This window comes from Pseudarthrobacter chlorophenolicus, from assembly GCF_000962805.1.
GTDB classification, from domain to species: domain Bacteria; phylum Actinomycetota; class Actinomycetes; order Actinomycetales; family Micrococcaceae; genus Arthrobacter; species Arthrobacter chlorophenolicus_A.
This window is the reverse complement of sequence record NZ_JZTW01000010.1, coordinates 104243-121003: the sequence shown is the minus strand read 5'-3', so window position 1 is coordinate 121003 and position 16761 is coordinate 104243. Positions and strand designations below refer to the sequence as shown.

General features: G+C 65.1%; 14 protein-coding genes. 10 read left to right on the top strand and 4 right to left on the bottom strand.

Annotation, left to right across the window (positions count from 1 at the left end; translation table 11 throughout):
- The first annotated feature begins 24 nt into the window (after positions 1 to 24).
- Positions 25 to 1254 (top strand): radical SAM family heme chaperone HemW, encoded by a 1230-nt coding sequence (gene hemW, locus UC32_RS11890; protein ID WP_045731419.1) that lies wholly within the window; start codon positions 25 to 27, stop codon positions 1252 to 1254.
- A gap of 7 nt (positions 1255 to 1261) precedes the next feature.
- Here hemW and UC32_RS11885 read toward each other — a convergent pair whose 3' ends face one another.
- Both UC32_RS11885 and UC32_RS11880 read right to left on the bottom strand, forming a co-directional pair.
- The gene (locus UC32_RS11885) at positions 1262 to 1681 is read right to left on the bottom strand and encodes a DUF4870 domain-containing protein (RefSeq protein WP_045731418.1); all 420 of its coding nucleotides are present in this window, start codon (positions 1679 to 1681) and stop codon (positions 1262 to 1264) included.
- 119 nt (positions 1682 to 1800) lie between these two features.
- The gene (locus tag UC32_RS11880) at positions 1801 to 2652 is read right to left on the bottom strand and encodes a DUF3097 domain-containing protein (RefSeq protein WP_045731451.1); all 852 of its coding nucleotides are present in this window, start codon (positions 2650 to 2652) and stop codon (positions 1801 to 1803) included.
- Between the two features lie 197 nt (positions 2653 to 2849).
- Here UC32_RS11880 and hrcA point away from each other — a divergent pair, with 197 nt between their 5' ends.
- From hrcA to UC32_RS11865, 3 genes are all read left to right on the top strand, one after another.
- On the top strand, positions 2850 to 3863 hold the full coding sequence (gene hrcA, locus UC32_RS11875; RefSeq protein WP_045731417.1) for a heat-inducible transcriptional repressor HrcA: 1014 nt from the start codon (positions 2850 to 2852) through the stop codon (positions 3861 to 3863).
- Positions 3864 to 3944: 81 nt separating this feature from the next.
- Positions 3945 to 5072, top strand: coding sequence for a molecular chaperone DnaJ (dnaJ, locus tag UC32_RS11870; RefSeq protein WP_045731416.1), 1128 nt, complete (start codon positions 3945 to 3947; stop codon positions 5070 to 5072).
- A gap of 2 nt (positions 5073 to 5074) precedes the next feature.
- A complete protein-coding gene (locus UC32_RS11865; RefSeq protein ID WP_045731415.1) occupies positions 5075 to 5848 on the top strand; it encodes a 16S rRNA (uracil(1498)-N(3))-methyltransferase in 774 nt (257 codons plus the stop codon).
- On the opposite strand, the gene UC32_RS11860 is transcribed toward UC32_RS11865, so the two are convergent.
- The gene (locus tag UC32_RS11860) at positions 5841 to 6794 is read right to left on the bottom strand and encodes a GerMN domain-containing protein (protein ID WP_045731414.1); all 954 of its coding nucleotides are present in this window, start codon (positions 6792 to 6794) and stop codon (positions 5841 to 5843) included. The two genes, UC32_RS11865 and UC32_RS11860, sit on opposite strands and share 8 nt — an antisense overlap.
- 374 nt (positions 6795 to 7168) lie before the next feature.
- Here UC32_RS11860 and UC32_RS11855 point away from each other — a divergent pair, with 374 nt between their 5' ends.
- The 5 genes from UC32_RS11855 (at position 7169) to UC32_RS11835 (ending at position 12687) form a co-directional block, all read left to right on the top strand.
- Positions 7169 to 8257: a PhoH family protein gene (locus UC32_RS11855; RefSeq protein WP_015937162.1), complete on the top strand. Its 1089-nt coding sequence runs from the start codon at positions 7169 to 7171 to the stop codon at positions 8255 to 8257.
- Complete coding sequence (ybeY, locus tag UC32_RS11850; RefSeq protein ID WP_045731413.1) at positions 8254 to 8727, top strand: rRNA maturation RNase YbeY; 474 nt, start codon at positions 8254 to 8256, stop codon at positions 8725 to 8727. Before UC32_RS11855 ends, ybeY begins: the two co-directional genes overlap by 4 nt.
- The gene (locus tag UC32_RS11845) at positions 8724 to 10055 is read left to right on the top strand and encodes a hemolysin family protein (protein ID WP_045731412.1); all 1332 of its coding nucleotides are present in this window, start codon (positions 8724 to 8726) and stop codon (positions 10053 to 10055) included. The genes ybeY and UC32_RS11845 overlap by 4 nt, the downstream gene beginning before the upstream one ends.
- Positions 10039 to 10998 carry a GTPase Era gene (gene era / locus UC32_RS11840; protein WP_045731411.1) on the top strand — a complete coding sequence of 320 codons (960 nt, stop codon included), beginning with the start codon at positions 10039 to 10041 and terminating at the stop codon, positions 10996 to 10998. Before UC32_RS11845 ends, era begins: the two co-directional genes overlap by 17 nt.
- Before the next feature lie 219 nt (positions 10999 to 11217).
- Complete coding sequence (locus tag UC32_RS11835; protein ID WP_152642610.1) at positions 11218 to 12687, top strand: LCP family protein; 1470 nt, start codon at positions 11218 to 11220, stop codon at positions 12685 to 12687.
- A 99-nt stretch (positions 12688 to 12786) separates the two neighbouring features.
- Here UC32_RS11835 and UC32_RS11830 read toward each other — a convergent pair whose 3' ends face one another.
- Positions 12787 to 14739 (bottom strand): M13 family metallopeptidase, encoded by a 1953-nt coding sequence (locus UC32_RS11830; protein WP_045731409.1) that lies wholly within the window; start codon positions 14737 to 14739, stop codon positions 12787 to 12789.
- Between the two features lie 250 nt (positions 14740 to 14989).
- Here UC32_RS11830 and leuA point away from each other — a divergent pair, with 250 nt between their 5' ends.
- Positions 14990 to 16729: a 2-isopropylmalate synthase gene (leuA, locus tag UC32_RS11825; RefSeq protein ID WP_045731408.1), complete on the top strand. Its 1740-nt coding sequence runs from the start codon at positions 14990 to 14992 to the stop codon at positions 16727 to 16729.
- The last annotated feature ends 32 nt before the right edge of the window (positions 16730 to 16761 follow it).

The window sequence follows — 16761 nt, the reverse complement described above, 5'->3', positions numbered from 1 at the left end:
CACCGCGCAGCGGGGTACCCGCTGATGCCCAGCGTACTTCCCCTCGGTGACCCGGCGCCGTCGGACGGCATCCTGCCTCCGCAGGCGGCCGTCGGTGCGGGGGACCGCGCGTTCGGGCTGTACGTCCACATCCCATTCTGCGCTGTGCGCTGCGGGTACTGCGACTTCAACACCTACACTGCCACCGAACTCGGCGGCGGTGCCTCACAGTATGCCTACGCCGGTACGGCAGCGTCCGAGGTAGCGTTTGCGGCCGATGTGCTCAAGGGCTCCGGCGTGCCGGACCGAAAGCTCAGCACCGTCTTCTTCGGCGGCGGCACGCCCACGCTGTTGCCGGCGGAAGATCTCGCCTTGATTCTTCGGACAGCTATCGACCAGTGGGGGATCGAGGAAGGCGCCGAGGTCACCACTGAGGCGAATCCCGACTCGGTGACACCGGAGTCCCTGGCTGTGCTCAGGGATGCCGGCTTTACGCGGGTCTCGTTCGGGATGCAGTCCGCCGTTCCGCACGTCCTGAAGGTCCTGGACCGCACCCACACCCCGAGCAGGGTTCCCCAGGTGGTGCAGTGGGCCCGCGACGCCGGCCTGGCGGTCAGCCTCGACCTGATCTACGGGACGCCTGGTGAGTCGCTGGCCGACTGGCAGTACTCCCTGGAGACTGCGTTGTCCTACGGGCCGGACCACATCAGCGCCTATGCGCTGATCGTTGAGGACGGCACCAAGCTGGCGGCACAGATCCGGCGCGGTGAGGTCCCGGGTATCGACGACGACGATCACGCCGACAAGTACGAGCTCGCCGACCGCCTGATCACCTCTGCAGGGCTGGAGTGGTACGAGGTCAGCAACTGGGCGCGCACTCCCGAGCAGGCCTGCCGCCACAACCTCGCCTACTGGCGCGGCGATGACTGGTGGGGGATTGGGCCGGGGGCGCACTCGCACGTGGGCGGTGTGCGCTGGTGGAACGTCAAACATCCCACCGCGTACGCGGGCCGGCTGGCGCAGGGCATTTCACCGGCGGCCGGACGCGAAACCCTCGACGCTGAAACCCGGAACGTGGAGCGGGTCATGCTTGAGGCCCGCCTTCAGTCCGGATTGGAAGTGGCGAGCCTGGATACAGTGGGGCGGCACCAGATCGCCGGGCTGATAGCCGAGGGGCTGGTGGATCCGGGCGCAGCATTCCGCGGGACGCTGGTCCTGACGTTGAAGGGAAGGCTCCTGGCCGACGCGGTGGTCCGCCGGATCCTGCCCGACTAGCGCGGGACTATTTGATCCAGCGCAGGTTGAACTGGTAACGGTGCGGCTGGCCGCGGTTGACGTGGATGCCCGCCGCTACTGAAAAGCAGGTCAGCGCAATCCAGATCAACGTGGCGATTACGGCAAAAATGTTCCCGACCACGGGAATGAATACCAGGATGTTCGCCACTACCGCTGCGATGGTTGGCGGCAGGCTGAAGTTCAGGGCTTCCTTCGACTCCTGGGCCGTGAAGGGCCCCCGGTCGCGGAAGATGAGGAAGATCAGCAGGGCGGGGACGCATCCCAGGATCCCGCCGAAGTGTGCCAGGGTGGCCCACTGCCGGTCTTCGCTGGCCGTAAGCGGGAGCGCATTCGCCGGGACGCCGTGGTATTCGGAACGGCCGGTGCTGCTTTGGCCGTCCCTGTGCTCGCGTGCGTTTTCTGCCACAGTCTGTTCCTTCGAAAAGTGCAATTGATGCCGGGGATGCAGTTGATGCTTCGGCGCCCGCTGCGGATCGCGGGCCACCGCAATATCAAGAATACTGGTGTTTGACGGTCCGGCGTCCGTCAGGGTGCCGTGAGGAAGTCGATGACTTCCTCGACGCGGCCCAGCAGGGAAGCCTCCAGGTCTGCGTAGGTATGGACGGCGCCGAGCAGTTTCTGCCATCCCAGCCCGATGTCCTCCTTTGTGGAATGCGGCCAGCCGAACGCCTTAAGGATCCCGGTTTTCCAGTCCTGGCCCCGCGGTACTGACGGCCATTGTGGAATGCCCAGCACGGAGGGCCGGATGGCCTGCCAGACATCCACGTAGGGATGGCCGACAATCAGGACGTTGCCTGCAGCTCCGGGGCCCGCCATGACAGCGGCAGCAATGCGGGATTCCTTGGAGTCCGGGACCAGATGGTCCACCAGCACGCCCAGCCGGCGCCCCGGGCCGGGCCTGAATTCCTTCACGGCCCCGGCGAGGTCGTCGATGCCATGCAGGGGTTCGACGACGATGCCCTCCACCCGAAGGTCGTCTCCCCATACCTTCTCGACGAGTTCGGCGTCGTGCTTGCCTTCCACCCAGATGCGGCTCGCCTTGGCCACCTGTGCGCGCTGGCCTGCGACGCGTACGGAGCCTGAAGCGGTGCGCCCGGCTGACGGGCCGCCCGCTGCGGGCCGGGGTGCCGGCGGCATCAATCTGATGGCACGGCCTTCAAGGAGGAACCCGAATCCCAGCCGGAAGGTGCGCGACTTTCCGCGCCGGTCCTCGAGGGCCACCACGTGCATGCCGCCGGACTTTTCCACCCGGGTAACGGCCCCCACCCATCCGGACTGTACGTCTTCGAGCACCATGCCCCGTTCGACGGGCACTTCCGGCAGCTGCGTACGCGCGGGAGCGGACATGTCCCGCGGGCCCCAATTCTGGTAATCCATGGTCATTCCGCCTTGCCGTAGGTCTTGTCCCGGAATTTCGCCCGGAGCGGTACCAATGCTAACAACGGGCCAAGGCATAATAGACTGTTAGCACTTAGGCATGTCGAGTGCTAACAGTTCTAGTGCACGTTTAAGTGCGTGCAGACTGGCAGGAAGGAACGGGTGGGTTTTCCACCCCGACTGGATGGAGGTGGAGTGTGAGTGAGCCGCGCAAGCTGGAAGTTCTGCGGGCCATCGTGGAGGACTACGTCCACTCCCGGGAGCCGGTAGGCTCCAAGGCCCTGGTGGAACGGCATCACCTGGGGGTCTCCAGCGCCACCATCCGGAACGACATGGCCGCGCTGGAGGACGAGGGCCTCATCACGGCGCCGCACACCAGTGCCGGCCGGATTCCAACGGATAAGGGTTACCGGCTGTTTGTGGACCAAATTTCGGCCGTGAAGCCGCTTTCGCAGGCGGAACGGCGGGCCATCCAGTCCCTCCTCGAGGGATCCGACGACCTTGACGACGTCCTCGACCGCACCGTGCGGCTGTTGTCCCAGTTGACCAACCAGGTGGCCGTGGTCCAGTACCCCCACCTCAGCCGGGCGCTGATCCGGCACATTGAGTTCGTCCTGCTGGCGCCGCGCAAGGTCCTGGTGGTCCTCATAGCGAACAGCGGAAATGTGGAGCAGCGCGTCATCGACGTTGGACAGGACCTCGCGGACGATGCTTTGTCCGCGCTGCGTACCCGTTTCCTGGGAACCCTGGCCGGAACACCGCTGGCGCGGCTGGGGCAGGCCCTTCCCGCCGTCGTCTCCTCAGTCAGTCCGGGGGAGCGGCCGGCGGCGCAGGCGCTGGCCCATACCCTGGAGATACTTGCGCACAGCAGCCGCGAGGACCGCATGGTCATGGCCGGCACGGCCAACCTGGCCCGGTCCAATGTCGATTTTCCGCTGAGCATCGGCCCCGTGCTGGAAGCCCTGGAAGAACAAGTGGTGATGCTGCGGCTGCTGAGCGACATGGCGCAGGACCACCGTGGCGTGGCCGTGAGCATTGGCCGCGAAAACCCCTACGACGGCCTTGCCGAAGCGTCCGTCGTGGCCACCGGCTACGGCCCGGACAGCGTGGCCAAGATCGGCATCCTGGGTCCCACCCGGATGGACTATCCCAACACCATGGCGGCCGTCAGGGCAGTTGCCCGTTACCTTTCCCGCATCCTGGGTCCCTGACCGGCCCGCCCCGGCACCACCGCCGGCGGGCCCGCACGGCAGCCCAACCGCAGGCAGTACAACAAGGAAGAGATACGAACTTTGAGCAGCCACTATGACGTCCTTGGAGTCTCACCGGAAGCCACCGGAGAAGAAATCAAGAAGGCCTACCGCAAGCTGGCCCGGACACTCCACCCCGACGTCAACCCGGGCGACGATGCGGCGGACCGCTTCAAGGCGGTGACCCACGCCTACGAAGTCCTCTCCGATCCTCAGAAACGCCGGGTCTATGACACCACCGGCAACGAGAACGGCACCGACAACGGGTTTGGCGGCGGAAGCTACGCCGGCCAGGGCTTTGCATTCCAGGACATCTTCGACACGTTCTTCGGCGCCGGCGGATCCTCCGGACCCGCCTCACGGGTCCGCCGCGGCCAGGATGCACTCATCAGCGTCCGCATCGAACTGCGCGACGCCGTCTTCGGCGTCAACAAAAAGCTCGAGGTGGACACCGCAGTCACCTGCCCCACGTGTGAGGGGTCATGCTGCCGTCCGGGGACCCACCCCGAACGCTGCGACATCTGCGGGGGCAGCGGCCAGGTCCAGCGCGCTGTCCGTTCGATCCTCGGCCAGGTCATGACCGCTGCACCGTGCGGCACCTGCGAGGGCTTCGGCACTGTCATCAAAGACCCCTGCAACGAATGCAGCGGCCAGGGCCGCATCCGGAGCCGCCGTTCGCTGACCATCAAGGTTCCCGCCGGCGTCGCAACCGGAACACGGATCCAGCTGACCGGGCAGGGCGAAGCCGGCCCCGCAGGAGGCCCCTCCGGCGACCTCTACGTGGAGGTCCGCGTCAACAACGACGCCACCTATGTGCGGGACGGCGACGACCTGCACGCAACCCTGAACATTCCCATGACCGCGGCGGCGCTGGGCACCGACGTCAGCCTGGAGACCTTCGACGGAACCCAGGACATCGACGTGAAGCCGGGTACCCAGTCCGGTGAAATCATCACCCTCCGCGGCCTCGGCGTCACCCACCTGCGCGGCTACGGCCGCGGTGACCTGAAGGTACACCTGCAGGTGGAAACGCCGGCCAAGCTCGATGCAGCCCAGGAGGAACTCCTCCGCCAGCTCGCCAAGCTCCGCGGAGAACAGATCACCGAAGGCAAGCTGGCCGCCAGCGGCGGGATGTTCGCGAAGCTGCGGGACCGGCTGGGTAACCTGTAGCGGTGAGCAACCCCGTCTTTTTTACCCCCGCCGGATCCCTCGACGGGCTGCAGGAGGGCATGGAGTTCGTCCTGGAGGGGCCGGAGGCCCGCCACGCGGTTGCCGTAAAGCGCCTCGCGGCGGGCGAAGCCGTGGACATCGTCGACGGCGCCGGTACCCGTTTGATCGGCACGGTCGCCGAGGCCGCCGGCACCCGCCTCACGGTGCGGTGCGGAGCACTGGCAGAGGAGACGCGCCCCAGCGTCCGACTGGTTCTGGTGCAGGCCCTCGCCAAGGGTGACCGCGATGAGCTCGCCATCGAGACCGCCACCGAACTGGGCATCGACGCCGTCATCCCTTGGCAGTCCGAGCGCTCGATCGTCCGGTGGAAGGGTGACCGGGCGGCCAAGGCGCACGCCAAGTGGCAGTCCGTGGTGGGCGCCGCGGCCAAGCAGGCGCGGCGGGCCTGGATCCCCGAGGTGCGTTCCGCCGTCGACACCGCCGCCCTTGCCGCCGCCGTGGAGGCCGCGGACCTGGCAGTCATCCTCCACGAAGACGCAGTGCGGCCCCTCCGCGCAGTCCTGGAAGGCTGGAACGGTGCCAGTGGCACCGGAACCCGTGAGGTGCTCCTCATCGTGGGCCCGGAGGGTGGAATCAGCCCCCGGGAGGTGACGCGGCTGTGCGACCGCGGAGCCGTCACGGCCCTCCTGGGCCACCACGTGCTGCGCTCATCCACGGCCGGTCCTGCCGCCGTCGTGCTTTCCAGCGACATCCTTGGGCGCTGGGACGCTACCTGACTTTAAAGGACCGGTTGTCCTCGAACTGGTCCGGCCCGCCGTCGGCACCGGCCTGGGCGACCCTCAGTTCGTAGTCTCCGGAGGGCAGGGTCAAGGCCAGCGTGAACACCCCTGCCTGCCCCTGTTCGGATGACGCCGTGGTTTCGCCGGTAAGGAAGGGCGCTTTGGCGCCGTTGTCAGCGGTCCGCAGGATCTGCCAGCGAAGCTTGCCGCCCGCCGACGTGCTGCGCCCGGTGATCTTGACGCTGCCGTCCGCCACCTCGGAGCCTTCCTGCGGGTCGATGATCCAGACGGGAGCCACCAGGCCCGCCGTCCGGGTCATGAGGGCGCCGAGCTGCACCTGCCCGAAAGCCATGTAGTCGGTGTGACCGTCCACCAGGATCCGCACCCGGATCTGCTGGCCGGAGTCGATCAACCCGGAACTGGCTGCAGCAGCAGTGGCCGTGTAGACGAGCTGCTGGACTGCGCGGGCGGCCATGTCCGCATCAAGGTTGCTGTTGAAAGCGTCTTCGGAGACGTCAACAGTGATGACGTCCTTGCCGGAAATCGAGGTGGCCAGCTTGCCGGGATTCTGCCACGGCGTGAAGAAGTCCGGGTCCAGGGGTTTGTCGGACATCATGGCACGAAGTGCGCGTGTTACCGGGTTCTCCTGTTCGGGTACGTCCCGGAACTCCCTGTACAGGAAGACGTTGCTGCTGCTGCGGCCAATCCAGTAGACGGGCGCCTTGTTGGAGGATTGCGTGGTTTCCAGCGGGGCGCTGGTGGAGGGCGGCTCCGGGCTTCCCGTGGTGGCAGGCCCGCTCATGAGGGTGCCGGTGGGCGAGGGGCCAGGTTCTGCTACGCAACCGGCAAGGATTGGCACGGCCGTCAGGACCCCTGCCAGCACGAACGCGCGGGCGCGGACCGCGTGTCGACCTGCCCGGCGGGGCGCAACGGTATCCGGCACTTGTGCCTTTCCTTTCCTGTCGTGAGGGCCGTTCCCCGGTCGGCCCGATGTCACAGCCGTGGCTGGATTTACAGCATTGCACAGCCCGGCGAGGCGATTTGCCCGGTTCCTGCCATGGAGCCCAACTGCAACGGGAACGATATGAGGACGATATGAAGTTGATACCTAATGACCGATCCTGGAGGGACGCCTGCCAGGTGCTCCTTGCCGTGGGTGGATGCCCAAGGCCCGTGGGTGTCCGGCTTTACCGGCAGGCAAGGTGCGCTGGCGTAAGATGAAGGGATCACGGAACGCAGGGACCAGGCACTGGTTTCCCGGACCGGAACGACAGCAGAAACTACCTCGAGGGGACCACAGGCCTGCGGGCCAGCACCATGACTGAATCAGCCAACGGAAAGCGCCGGCTCAACACGGGAGAGGGTACTGCGGGGGAATTTCCCCACACCCTTCCCGGCGTCCGGACCGAGGTAGTCCTTTTCGACAATTCCGATCAGATGGTCCAGTCACTCGGCAGCCATGATGAGGCGCTGCGGTACATCGAGGAGCAGTTCCCGGACGTTAATTTCCACGTCCGCGGCAATGAGCTCTCCCTCAGCGGGCCGGCGGGTGATGTTCCCCGGATCATGCGCCTCCTCCAGGAAGTCCGCGGCCTGGTGGCACGCGGCACCGTTATCACCCCCGCGGTGCTGCAGCAGCTGGTGGCACTGCTCCGGAGCCAGTCGCTCCAGAACCCCGTGGATGTGCTGACGCACGACATCCTCTCGAGCAGGGGCAGGACCATCCGGCCCAAGACGCTTAACCAGAAGAACTATGTTGACGCCATCGATGACAACACAGTTATTTTCGGCATCGGCCCCGCCGGAACCGGCAAGACGTACCTCGCCATGGCCAAGGCTGTGCAGGCCCTTCAGCAGAAGGAAGTCAGCCGGATCATCCTTACCCGCCCGGCCGTCGAAGCAGGCGAACGCCTCGGGTTCCTGCCCGGAACCCTGAGTGACAAGATCGACCCCTACCTGAGGCCGCTCTACGATGCCCTGCACGACATGATGGACCCCGAATCGATTCCACGGCTCATGGCAGCCGGAACCATCGAGGTGGCTCCGCTGGCCTATATGCGCGGCCGGACGCTCAACGATGCGTTCATCATCCTGGACGAGGCCCAGAACACTACTCCTGAACAGATGAAGATGTTCCTCACCCGGTTGGGTTTCGGGTCGAAGATGGTGGTCACCGGTGACGTCACCCAAGTGGACCTGCCCTTCGGGACACGGTCCGGGCTGCGGATTGTGGAGGAGATCCTGCACGGCATCGAAGGCGTGAACTTCTCCGTACTCGATGCGGCGGACGTGGTCCGGCACCGCCTCGTGGGAGACATCGTCAATGCCTACAGCATCTGGGACGACAGGCAGAGGAACCGTGCCCGGCAAACTGCCGGCAGGGAGAAGCGGGGGGAGCACGCATGAGTATCGAGGTAAACAACGAATCCGGCGTCCAGGTGGACGAGGCGGGCCTGGTAGCCCTCTCCCGGTACATTTTCGAACAGCTTTACATCCATCCCCAGGCCGAACTGTCCATTCTTTTGGTGGATGAGCCTGCCATGGAGAAGCTCCACATCGAACTGATGGACGAGCCCGGGGCGACCGATGTGTTGTCGGTGCCCATGGACGAGCTAACGCCGGGAACTCCGGACCGCCCCACCCCGCAGGGGATGCTCGGTGACATCGCCATCTGTCCCCAGGTGGCGCAGGTCCAGGCCAAAAACGCCGGCCACGCCCTCCAGGATGAGATGCTGCTGCTGACCACGCACGGCATCCTGCACCTTTTGGGCTATGACCATGCCGAGCCCGAAGAGAAGGAAGAGATGTTCGGGCTCCAGCGCGAACTCCTGACCGGCTTCACCGGCAAGGAAGCGCCCGCCGAGACCACCCAGTGACCACCCTGCTCCTGGTGGCCATGGCCTTGGTCTTCCTGGCCATCGCCGCCTTACTGACCGCGGCTGAGGCCGCCTTCAATTTCCTCCCGCGCCACGATGCGGAAGAGGCACTGCTTCGAAGCCGCGGAACTGCGATGCGCAGCATCCTCCGGGAGCCCGTTGCGCATATCCGGGCCCTGCGGTTCTGGCGTGTCTGGTTCGAAATGGCCTCCGCCGTCGCTGTTTCCGTACTGCTCTACAGTCTCCTGGACAACATTTGGCTGGCCGGCCTCGCAGCGACCGGCATCATGGCGCTGCTGGGGTTCGTGATCGTGGGTGTCTCACCCCGCCAGTTGGGCAGGCTCCACTCGGCCGCGGTAGTGCGTTTCACGGCGCCGATGATCCGCTTCCTGACGTGGGTCCTCGGACCCATCCCGGGATGGCTCGTCGCAGTGGGAAGCGCTGCCGCTCCGGGCGCGCCCGGCGGGGATGAGGCCTTCTTCAGCGAACAGGAATTCCGGGAACTGGTGGACCGCGCCAGCGAATCCGACATGATCGAGGACACCGAAGCTGAGATGATCCAGTCGGTGTTCGATTTCGGAGATACGCTGGTCCGTGCCGTTATGGTGCCCAGGACGGACATTGTCGGCATCGACTCCGGTTCGAGCCTGCATGAGGCGATGTCCCTGTTCCTCCGGTCCGGCTACTCCAGGGTCCCGGTCATCGGCGAGGACACCGACCACATCCTGGGGATCGTCTACCTCAAGGACGTGGCCGCCGTCGTGCATGAACTGGACGCAGGGGTTGAACCGCCCACGGTTGACTCCATGGCCCGTGAGGTCCGCTATGTGCCGGAATCGAAACCGGTGAGCGACCTGCTGCGGGAGCTGCAGAAGGAGTCGACGCATGTTGCCATCGTCATCGACGAGTACGGCGGCACTGCCGGCCTGGTCACGCTTGAGGACCTGATCGAGGAAATCGTTGGCGAAATTGTTGACGAATACGACACCGAAAGCGCCGAGGCCGTAGAGCTCGGCGACGGTTCCTACCGGGTCAGCTCCAGGATGAGCATCGATGACCTGGGAGAACTTTTTGACATCGAGCTTGACGACGACGAAGTGGACACCGTGGGCGGATTGCTCGCCAAAGCGCTGGGACGCGTTCCCATCGTGGGCAGCCGGGTTGAAGTCCAGGGCGTTTCGCTGCGGGCAGACCGGCTTGAGGGCCGCCGCAACCGCGTCAGCCATATCATTGCGGCACCCGTGCCAACAGTAGACACTGACCTTGAAGACCTCTTCCATGAGGCGGAAGCAACCCAGCAGGGAGTTCCACGTGAGCAAGAAAAGTAAGGCCCCGGCAGAAGACGATTTTGGCGGATTCAGGGCGGGGTTCTCGGTCCTCGTCGGGCGTCCCAACGCCGGCAAGTCCACCCTGACCAACGCCCTCGTGGGTAAGAAAGTAGCCATTACCTCTGCCAAGCCGCAGACCACCCGGCACACCATCCGGGGGATCGTCCACCGGGAGGACGCCCAGCTGATCCTGGTGGATACACCGGGCCTGCACCGGCCACGGACCCTGCTCGGCAAGCGCCTGAACGATCTGGTGGCCGATACCCTCGCAGAGGTGGATGCCATCGGCTTCTGCCTGCCGGCCAACGAAAAGATCGGTCCCGGCGACAAGTTCATCGCGGCCCAGCTTGCCGCCGTGGGCCGGAAGCCTGTCATCGCCATCGTGACGAAGGCGGACCTTGTGGACAAGCAGGCGCTGACCGAACATCTGCTGGCTGTCGATGCACTCGGACGTGAAGTGCTGGGCGGAGACGGGTGGCGGGACATCGTCCCCGTTTCCGCGAACGATGGATTCCAGGTGGACACTGTGGCCGATGTCCTGATCAGCCACATGCCGCCGTCGCCCCCTCTGTACCCGGACGGCGAACTGACTGACGAGCCCGAAGCCGTCATGGTGGCCGAACTGATCCGCGAGGCGGCGCTGGAAGGTGTCCGGGACGAGCTACCGCATTCACTCGCCGTAGTGGTGGAAGAGATCGTTCCCCGTGAGGACCGGCCGGAAGACAATCCGCTCCTTGACGTACGGGTAAACCTCTACGTGGAACGTCCGTCCCAGAAAGCCATCATCATCGGCAAAGGCGGAAGCAGGCTGCGCGAGGTGGGGACCAACGCGCGCAAGGGCATCGAGGCGTTGCTCGGCACACGCATCTACCTGGACCTCCATGTGAAGGTGGCAAAAGACTGGCAGCGGGATCCAAAGCAGCTGGTCAAGCTCGGTTTCTGACGTTCAGGGCGGGGTGTCGCAGGTCACCGCCCGGCGTTTTCCCAGACTCGGCCACTAAAATGGACCGGATTTTGTAATTAGAGGAAGGTTCAACACGTGGCGCGAGGCCGTGGCAAAAACGAGTTCGGCGCTGAGTCGCCATCCGGCTCTGGCCCCGTTTCCAGGCACGCCGACCAGGCCGGCCTGGGCGCTGCCCGGCATCTTGGACCCATCCGGGGGATGCCCGCCTGGCTGAAGATCATTACCGCCATTGTCGCCGTGGCGTTGGTTGGCGGCCTGGCCTTTGCCGGATTCTGGTTCGTCCGGCTCCAGAACAACATCTCCAAGGCGCCACTGAACGCCGGCGGAACGGGCACCGAGGGGCCTGTGAATGATGCCACCGGGCGGATGCAGATCCTGATCCTCGGGTCCGACACCCGCGACGGCAAGAACTCGGAATACGGCACCTCCGATGACTCGACGGGCTACGGCAAGTCCGACGTCATGATGCTGATGGACATCTCCGAGGACAACAAGCGCGTCAGCGTCATCAGCTTCCCGCGTGACCTGTTGGTGGACATCCCCGCATGCAAGGACTCCAAGACCGGCCGTGAATACCCTGCGCGCAGTGGCGTGATGATCAACGAGGCCATGGGCGAAGCTGGAATCGGTTGTGCCGTGGACACGGTCAACAAACTTACCGGACTGGAAGTGGACCATTTCATGATGGCCGACTTCAACGCCGTCAAGGAGTTGTCCAACGCCGTGGGCGGCGTGGACGTCTGCGTCAGCGATGCCATCTATGATCCGGATTCCCGGCTCCGGCTGCCGGCAGGAACGTCCGCCGTGCAGGGCGAGCAGGCACTGGCCTTCCTTCGCACCCGGCACGCCTTCGCCGACGGCGGAGACCTGGGGCGAATCCAGGCGCAGCAGGGCTTCCTTTCTTCGCTGACCCGGAAAATCAAGGATGAAGGAACGTTGTCGGATCCGGCCAGGATGCTGAAGATCGCCGACGTCGTCACCCAGAACCTCACCGTGGACGAAGGGCTGGCCTCTGTGCCAACCCTCCTGACCATCGGCAACCGGCTCAAGGACATCGACCTCGGGAAGGTCGCGTTTGTATCCGTGCCCACCACTCCTGCCGTGTCCGATCCCAACCGCCTCGAGATTGCCGAGCCTGCGGGATCCCAGCTCTTCACGGCGCTGCAGAAGGACGTCGACCTGACGGACCCCACTGCTCCCTCCACGCCGTCGCCCAGCGCAAGCCCGTCCCCGTCCCCGTCCCCGTCAGCGACTCCGACGGAAACGGAAGCACCGCTCCCGCCGTACAACAAGGCCCTCCAGCCGGTTTCCGTGGCAAACGGTTCGGGCGTTCCCGGACGTTCCCAGGAGATCGTCCAGGCGCTGGTCTCCGGCGGCTTTACCCAGACGGCCCAGTTCGAGGCGCAGGCCATAGCCAAGTCAGGTGTCTACTACGGTGCCGACTATGCTGACGTCGCCGCGGACGTGGCTGCGGTCCTTGGCATTCCCGCATCACAGGTCATCCCGGCACCGGGGGTAACCGGCGTGCAGGTCTACCTCGGCAGCGATTTCACATCCGGGGCCACTTACGGGAGCGGAACCGGCGCGGCCCTCCCGGACGACATTGTCAACCAGACGGCCGGGGATGCCCGCTGCCAGCAGGCCAACCCGGAACTGATCGTCCGGTAGCGCCCCAACCGCGCCGCGGTTCGGAGCCCCTGCAGCAAACGGCCGCGGTGCCGGCCCATCAGGCTGGCACCGCGGCCGTTGAGGTCCTGGCAGAAGGGACTACCAGATGCTGACCCGCTCGTCGGACGGCATCCACATCTCGTCCTGCTCGGTCACCTCGAAGGCTTCGTGGAAGGCGTCGAGGTTGCGGGCGATGGCGTTGGTCCTGAACTCGTTGGGGGAGTGCGGGTCAGTTGCAAGGCGGCGGATGGCCTCCTCCTGCCGGATAACCTGGCGCCAGCCGGCCGCCCACGAAGCGAAAAACCTTTGGTGGCCGGTCAGGCCGTCCAGGACCTCCGGTTCCCTTCCTTCCAGGCTGATCCGGTAGGCCTTGTGGGCAATGGCCAACCCTGCAAGGTCGCCGATGTTCTCGCCCAGGGTCAGCCGGCCGTTAACATGGTGTCCCGGGGCCGCCGCGGGGGAGAGGGCGTCATACTGCGCCACCAGGCGGGCAGTGAGCTTCTCGAACGCCTGCCGGTCCTCATCGGTCCACCAGTTGCGGAGGGCGCCGCCGCCGTCGAACTGGGATCCTTGGTCGTCAAAGCCGTGGCCGATTTCGTGACCGATGACAGCACCGATACCGCCGTAGTTTACGGCGTCATCGGCGTCGGCCGTGAAGAACGGCGGCTGCAGGATGGCGGCAGGGAAGACAATCTCGTTCATCATCGGGTGGTAGTAGGCGTTGACCGTCTGCGGCGTCATGAGCCACTTGTTGCGGTCCACGGGCTTGCCAACTTCATCGAGGTGCCGGTCGACGTCGGCGTTATGGGCGCGCTCCACGTTCCCGAGGAGGTCGCTGGGGTCGATCTCCACTGCCGAGTAGTCGATCCACTCATCGGGGAAGCCGATCTTGGCACGGAATCCGTCCAGTTTGCGCAGCGCTTCGGCTTTGGTGTCCGAACCCATCCAGCCCACTTCGTTGATGCTGTTCCGGTAGGCCTCGATGAGGTTGCCCACCAGGGTCTGCATCCTGGCCTTGTGGGACTCCGGGAAGTGCCGAGCCACGTAGATCTGCCCGACAGCCTCGCCGAGGGCCGCCTCCACTACGGCAACTCCGCGCTTCCAGCGGTCCTTGTTCCGCGGGGTGCCACTGATAGTGGTGCCGTAAAACGCAAAGTTTGCGTCGACGACGGCCCGCGACAGGTAGGGCGCCGCGGCGCTGATAACGCGCATCGCCAGCCAGTCCCGCCACGCATCCAGCGGTTCGGTATCAAGGAGAGCGGCCGCGCCCGAGAAGAAATCGGGGGTGCTCACCACGATCTCCTGCCGCTTGTCGCCGTCGATATCCGCGGCCTCGAACCAGGTTGCAAGAAGTGGGAACAGCTCCCCGGCCTGCTCTGCCGTCTTGAGGTTGTAGGTCTTTTGCGGATCCCGCAGGGTGACGTTGTCCCAGTGGTGCGAGGCCAATTTCGTTTCCAGGCCCACCACACGTTCCGCTGCTGCCTCTGCGTCCTCACGGCCCGCCAGTGCCAGCATCGTGGCTACGTGGGTCCGGTACGCGGCGACCGTAGGTGCAAACTTTTCGTCCCGGTAGTAGGACTCGTCAGGAAGGCCAAGGCCGCCCTGTCCGGTGTAGAGCAGGACACGGTCCGGGTTTCCGGCATCGGGGGCGGGATAGATGTAGAAGAGTCCGCCCACGTCTGAGCGGAACAGCCGTCCGGCCAATGCAATAAGGTCAGCGGCTGAGTCCGTGGCGTAGACATCCGCGAGCCGGTGACGGATCGGTTCGATGCCTTTCGCCTCGGCAGCGGCCTCGTCCATGAAGCTGTTGTACAGCCCGCCGATCTTGCGCTCTATGCCACTGGCCGCGTCACCCTTGGCGGCGGCTTCCTCGATGATGTCCCGGACGGCGAGTTCCGAGCCGTCCCGCAACGCGGTGAAGGTCCCTTCCAGCGGCCGGTCGTCCGGAATTTCGGTGGCCTTCAGCCAGGCACCGTTGACGTGCTGGTAAAGGTCGTCCTGTGGCCGGACCGTGTGATCAATGGTGGAAAGGTCGATCCCCGAAATGGGCACTGAAACTCCTTTTGCTGCGACGCCGCTGCCGGCACAAATACCCGGTGCGTCTGCATGATGGACTTTACGGACGGTAGTGCCCTTTCATCTTACGCACCCGTGTTACCCTCAAAAGGTGCGTGCAGAGTTCCTCCTCCTTAGCTGCCGCGGCGAGGCTACAGACGCTATCTAGCGCAAGGCCCACCCTCGCTGCGGAGTTTGTGTTGCCCGGCCACCCTTTCACTCAGATCCATAGAAAAGGCCCCAAGTAATGCGAAACGCACAGAAGTCCTCAGGAATGCCCTTCCACCGCTACACGCCGTTCCAGGACCAGATCACCGTCGAGATGCCGGACCGTACGTGGCCGGACAAGGTGATCACCAAGGCCCCCCGCTGGTGTGCAGTGGACCTGCGTGACGGCAACCAGGCGCTGATCGATCCCATGAGCCCGGCACGCAAAATGAAGATGTTCGACCTGCTGGTCCGCATGGGATACAAGGAGATCGAGGTCGGCTTTCCGTCCGCATCGCAGACTGACTTCGACTTCGTCCGCCAGCTGATCGAGGGCAACCACATCCCGGACGACGTCACCATCCAGGTCCTCACCCAGGCCCGTGAGCACCTGATCGAGCGGACCTACGAATCCCTCGTGGGCGCCAAGCAGGCCATCGTCCACCTGTACAACTCCACGTCCGTGCTGCAGCGTCGCGTCGTCTTCAACCAGGACGAGGACGGCATCCTGGACATCGCACTCCAGGGTGCGCGGCTGTGCCGGAAGTACGAGGAGACGCTGGCCGACACCCATATCACTTATGAATATTCACCGGAGTCCTTCACCGGAACGGAACTGGAATACGCCGTCCGCGTCTGCAACGCCGTCGCCGATGTCTTTGAAGCCTCGGCAGACCGGCAGGTCATCATTAACCTGCCGGCCACCGTGGAAATGGCCACCCCGAACGTGTACGCCGATTCGATTGAATGGATGAGCCGGCACCTGCACCCCCGCGAAGGCATCATCCTCTCGCTGCACCCGCACAACGACCGCGGGACCGGCGTGGCCGCCGCCGAACTGGGCTACATGGCCGGCGCAGACAGGATCGAAGGCTGCCTGTTCGGCAACGGCGAGCGTACCGGCAACGTAGACCTGGTCACCCTCGGACTGAACCTGTTCGTGCAGGGCATCGATCCGATGATCGACTTCTCCGACATCGACGACGTCCGCCGGACTGTTGAATACTGCAACCAGCTGCCCGTCCCTGAGCGTTCCCCGTACGGCGGCGACCTGGTGTTCACAGCCTTCTCCGGCTCACACCAGGACGCCATCAAGAAGGGCTTCGAGGCCCTGGAACGCGACGCCGCCGCCGCCGGCAAGGACGTTGCGGATGTTACCTGGCAGGTGCCCTACCTGCCGGTGGACCCCAAGGACCTGGGCCGCAGCTACGAGGCCGTCATCCGGGTCAACTCGCAGTCCGGCAAGGGTGGTGTGGCTTACCTGCTCAAGAACGAGCACAGCCTGGACCTGCCCCGCAGGGCCCAGATCGAGTTCTCCGGCGTCATCCAGCGGCGCACGGATACCGTGGGCGGCGAAGTCAGCGGCGCCCAGCTCTGGCAGATCTTCCAGGACGAATACCTGCCCTCGGGCAAGACTGACGGTCAGTGGGGCCGCTACTCCCTGGGTTCAGTCAAGACCGAGACCGACGACGACGGCGGCATGACGCTGCACGCGTCCCTCACCGTCGATGGTGCCCAGGTCAGCCGTACCGGTACCGGAAACGGTCCCATCGCCGCACTGCTGAACATCCTCACCCAGGACGGTGTGGACGTCCGCGTACTGGACTACAGCGAGCACGCCCTCTCCGAAGGCGGCAACGCGATGGCCGCAGCGTATGTCGAATGCGCAGTGGGCGAGCGCGTCCTGTGGGGCGTGGGCATTGATGCCAACACCAGCATGTCCTCGCTGAAGGCCGTCATCTCCGCCGTCAACCGGGCCATCCGCGACGCCCAGTCCTGACCTGCAGGCCGCCGCGTTGGCCCCTTTTCGGG

What these genes read in the sequence shown, in the direction of transcription:
- hemW (WP_045731419.1), top strand. Translation starts at nt 25, where the DNA reads ATGCCCAGCGTACTTCCCCTCGGTGACCCGGCGCCGTCGGACGGCATC.
- UC32_RS11880 (WP_045731451.1), bottom strand. Translation starts at nt 2,652, where the DNA reads ATGGATTACCAGAATTGGGGCCCGCGGGACATGTCCGCTCCCGCGCGT.
- UC32_RS11855 (WP_015937162.1), top strand. Translation starts at nt 7,169, where the DNA reads ATGACTGAATCAGCCAACGGAAAGCGCCGGCTCAACACGGGAGAGGGT.
- ybeY (WP_045731413.1), top strand. Translation starts at nt 8,254, where the DNA reads ATGAGTATCGAGGTAAACAACGAATCCGGCGTCCAGGTGGACGAGGCG.
- UC32_RS11835 (WP_152642610.1), top strand. Translation starts at nt 11,218, where the DNA reads ATGCCCGCCTGGCTGAAGATCATTACCGCCATTGTCGCCGTGGCGTTG.
- leuA (WP_045731408.1), top strand. Translation starts at nt 14,990, where the DNA reads ATGCGAAACGCACAGAAGTCCTCAGGAATGCCCTTCCACCGCTACACG.